Source organism: Mesorhizobium sp. M1A.F.Ca.ET.072.01.1.1, assembly GCF_004023325.1.
In the GTDB taxonomy this organism is placed as follows: Bacteria; Pseudomonadota; Alphaproteobacteria; order Rhizobiales; family Rhizobiaceae; genus Mesorhizobium.
Window position 1 is genome coordinate 1 of sequence record NZ_RZSF01000478.1, and the last position, 3,747, is coordinate 3,747.

General features: G+C 63.0%; 4 protein-coding genes. 3 read left to right on the plus strand and 1 reads right to left on the minus strand.

Annotation, left to right across the window (positions count from 1 at the left end):
- Positions 1-70 precede the first annotated feature (70 nt).
- The 3 genes from ugpA to EOA32_RS34600 are packed head-to-tail and all read left to right on the plus strand — an operon-like array spanning position 71 to position 2,901.
- Positions 71-955, plus strand: coding sequence for a sn-glycerol-3-phosphate ABC transporter permease UgpA (gene ugpA / locus EOA32_RS34590; protein ID WP_128374094.1), 885 nt, complete (start codon positions 71-73; stop codon positions 953-955).
- Between the two features lie 8 nt (positions 956-963).
- Positions 964-1,812 carry a sn-glycerol-3-phosphate ABC transporter permease UgpE gene (gene ugpE / locus EOA32_RS34595; RefSeq protein ID WP_128374092.1) on the plus strand — a complete coding sequence of 283 codons (849 nt, stop codon included), beginning with the start codon at positions 964-966 and terminating at the stop codon, positions 1,810-1,812.
- Between the two features lie 6 nt (positions 1,813-1,818).
- Positions 1,819-2,901, plus strand: a complete 1,083-nt coding sequence (locus tag EOA32_RS34600) for a sn-glycerol-3-phosphate import ATP-binding protein UgpC (RefSeq protein ID WP_128374093.1) — start codon at positions 1,819-1,821, stop codon at positions 2,899-2,901.
- A gap of 7 nt (positions 2,902-2,908) precedes the next feature.
- Here EOA32_RS34600 and EOA32_RS34605 read toward each other — a convergent pair.
- Positions 2,909-3,747 (minus strand): ABC transporter ATP-binding protein (locus EOA32_RS34605; protein WP_145971457.1); only part of this gene is annotated, 839 nt, incomplete at its 5' end.

Here is a 3,747-nt window from a genome sequence, read left to right on the forward strand (position 1 = left end):
GACCTGGCCGAGATGAAACGTCGCCCGCGCGGATCCGCGCGGGCGATCCTTGCTTGACGAGGAAACCAAGCTGACCCCGCGCGTCGTTTTCCCCCACAAAGTTCTGCCTTACCTGCTTGTGGCGCCGCAACTCGCCATAACACTGGTTTTCTTCTACTGGCCGGCCGGGCAGGCGCTCTACCAGTCCATGCTCAGGCAGGATCCATTCGGGCTGAAGAGCAAGTTCGTCTGGTTTGCCAATTTCCGCAAAGTGCTTGCCGACCCGGCCTATCTCAACTCGATCAAGGTAACGGTGGTATTTTCGCTTGCCACCGCAATCATGGCCATGGCCGTGGCGTTGCTGCTCGCCGTAATGGCGGAAAAAGTGGTGCGCGGGAAAGCGCTCTACCGCACGCTGATGATCTGGCCCTATGCGGTGGCGCCGGCGATCGCCGGCATGTTGTGGCTGTTCCTGTTCAACCCTTCGATCGGCTCGCTATCCTACGTGCTGAGAAGTCTCGGTATAGCCTGGGACCCGTTGCTCAACGGCAGTCACGCCATGATCCTTTTGGTTTCCGCCGCCGCTTGGAAGCAGATCAGCTACAATTTCCTGTTCTTCGTCGCCGGGCTGCAGGCGGTGCCGAAGACGCTGATCGAGGCGGCGGCGATCGACGGCGCCCGCGAGACCAAGCGTTTCTGGACCATCATCTTCCCGCTGCTCGCGCCGACGACCTTCTTCCTGCTGGTCGTCAACACTGTCTATGCCCTGTTCGACACGTTCGGCATCGTCCATGCCGTCACCGGCGGCGGACCGGGCAAGACCACCGAGACGCTGGTCTACAAGGTCTACAATGACGGCTTCGTCAACCTGATCCTCGGCGACTCGGCGGCGCAGTCGGTGATCCTGATGGTCATCGTCATCGCGCTCACCGCCATCCAGTTCCGCTATGTGGAACGCAAAGTCCACTACGGCTGAGGCAAGCGATGATCGGCCAGTCCCCGTTGCGTGTCCTGATCGCCCATGCCGCTCTCATTCTCGGCATTTTGATCGTTGCATTTCCCATCTACTACACATTCGTGGCCTCGACACAGACGCTGCAGACGATCCTCAAGCCGCCCCTGCCGCTGCTGCCCGGTGACCAGCTCTGGAACAATTACAGCGAGGCGTTGTTCGGCGGTGTCGGGCGCATCGGCGGCGTCAGCGTCGGCAGGCTGCTTCTCAACACGACGGTCATGGCGCTCGGCGTCGCGGCCGGAAAGATCTTCATCTCGATCCTGTCGGCTTATGCCATCGTGTTCTTTCGTTTCCCGCTGCGCATGACCTTCTTCTGGCTGATCTTCATCACTCTGATGCTGCCCGTCGAGGTCCGCATCCTGCCGACCTACAAGGTGATGGTCGATCTCGGCATGATCGACACCTATGCCGGTCTGATCATTCCGCTGATCGCCTCGGCCACGGCCACGCTATTGTTCAGACAGTTCTTCATGACCATCCCGGGCGAGCTCGTCGAGGCGGCGCGCGTCGATGGCGCCGGGCCGTGGCGCTTCTTCTTCGACATCCTCCTGCCGCTGTCGCGCACCAACATCGCGGCGCTGTTCGTCATCCTCTTCATCTATGGCTGGACGCAATATCTGTGGCCGCTGCTGGTCACCAACAGCAACGACATGAACACCATCGTCATTGCGCTGAAAAAGATGGTTTCCTTCGCCGATGCCGATACCCAGTGGCACCTTGTGATGGTCACCGCGATGCTGGCCATCGTGCCGCCGATCCTTGTCGTGGTGCTGATGCAGCGCTGGTTCGTGCGCGGCCTGGTCGAATCCGAGAAGTGAGGAGCGATGGCGACGGTTGATCTCAATGATGTGAGGAAGGTCTATGCCGGCGGCGTCGAGGCCGTGAAAGGCGTTTCCATCGCCATTCCGGACAAGCAGCTTTGCGTGCTGGTCGGTCCCTCCGGCTGCGGCAAATCGACGTTGCTCAGGATGATCGCCGGACTCGAGACCATCTCGTCCGGAACGGTTGCGATCGACGGCAAGATCGTCAATGCCGTCGGTCCGACCGAACGCGACATTGCCATGGTCTTCCAGAATTACGCGCTCTACCCGCATATGACGGTCTACGACAACATGGCCTATGGCCTGCGCAATCGGGGCACGCCGAAGGCCGAGGTCGACAGCAGAGTGCGTTCGACCGCCAAGGTGCTGGAATTGTCGGGACTGCTCGACCGGCGCCCACGCGAGCTTTCCGGCGGCCAGCGACAGCGCGTCGCCATGGGCCGGGCGATCGTGCGCAATCCGAAAGTCTTCCTGTTCGACGAACCGCTCTCCAACCTCGACGCCAAGCTGCGCGGCCAGATGCGGGTCGAAATCAAGAGCCTGCAGCGCAGGCTCGGCGTCACTTCGGTCTATGTCACCCACGACCAGCTCGAGGCGATGACGCTAGCCGACATGCTTGTCGTCATGAATGCCGGGCTGGTCGAGCAGATCGGCGCTCCTCTCGACATTTACGAGAAGCCGGCCTCGACATTCGTCGCGTCCTTCATTGGCGCGCCGCCGATGAACCTGCTCTCACTGAGCACAGAAAGTTCTGCAAATGAGCTGGAAGGAAAGTTGCTTGGGCTTGCCCCGCCCGGCGGGCAGGCGGCAATGCTAGGCTTCAGGCCCGAGGACGCCGAACTCGTCGCCGATGCCGAGGACCGATCCGGGGCGCTGATGCTGTCCGCAACGGTCGAGGCCGTGGAGCCGGTCGGCGCGGAAACCTTCCTGCACTGCTCGGCTGCCGGCAATCGTATCGTGATACGGGTTGGCGGCCGCACGGCGGCAAAGCCCGGCGACAAGTTGCGCATCACCGCCACAGCCGAGAAGTTGCACTGGTTCGATCGGGGCGGCAGGCGCCTCGACAGCACAAGCCCCTCCTCTTGACCCAGCTTCAGGCAAACACATGCGCCTTGCCGGTCACGGTGAGGCGCACGATCTCGCCGACCTCCGGCACGTCCATGCCGGTCTTGCGCAGGATGAGCGGTGTGTTGCCGATCGCGGCCGCATCCGGCGGATCCGGGCTGTTGAGCAGCCGCACGGCGATGGTGCAGACCGAGCCGGCGAATTCGGAGTCCGTCACCTCGCCGAACAGCATGTCCGGCGTCCCCGACATGCCTTCGCGGGAGGTTCGTTTAAGCACCACTTGCTCGGGCCTGAGCATGATACGGGCGACGTCGCGCCGCTCGGTGATGTCGACCGCGATGCGGCCGAGCGGCGATATGGCAAAGCCGTCGGCGATCTTGGCCGGCACGATGATGGCGTCGCCGAGGAACTCGGCAACCATCCTGTCCCTGGGCTGGAAGTAGAGTTCGCGCGGCGTGCCGACCTGCGAGAACAGGCCGTCGCGCATGACGGCCACCTGGCTGGCGAAGGACAGCGCCTCCGCCTGATCATGGGTGACCAGGATGGTGGTGATGCCCGCATCCTCCAGAAGCTCGGCCACAGCCTTGCGCATCGAGGCGCGCAGGCCGGTGTCGAGCGCCGAGAACGGCTCGTCGAGGAGCATCAGCCGGGGTTTCATCGCCATGGCGCGGGCAAGCGCGACACGCTGCTGCTGGCCGCCGGAAAGCTCGTGCGGACGGCGCTTCAGGATCGCCTTGTCCAGCCCGACGATATAGGCGAGCTCGACAATGTGCTCGGCGCGCTTCTCGGCGCTTCGGGGCATGCCGAAGCCGATGTTGTCGGCGATGGTGAGATGCGGGAAGAGGGCGCCGTCCTGCGCCACCACGC

Bases quoted from the DNA above. Each gene is read 5' to 3' on its own strand.
- ugpE (WP_128374092.1), top strand. From the start codon at position 964: ATGATCGGCCAGTCCCCGTTGCGTGTCCTGATCGCCCATGCCGCTCTC.
- EOA32_RS34600 (WP_128374093.1), top strand. From the start codon at position 1,819: ATGGCGACGGTTGATCTCAATGATGTGAGGAAGGTCTATGCCGGCGGC.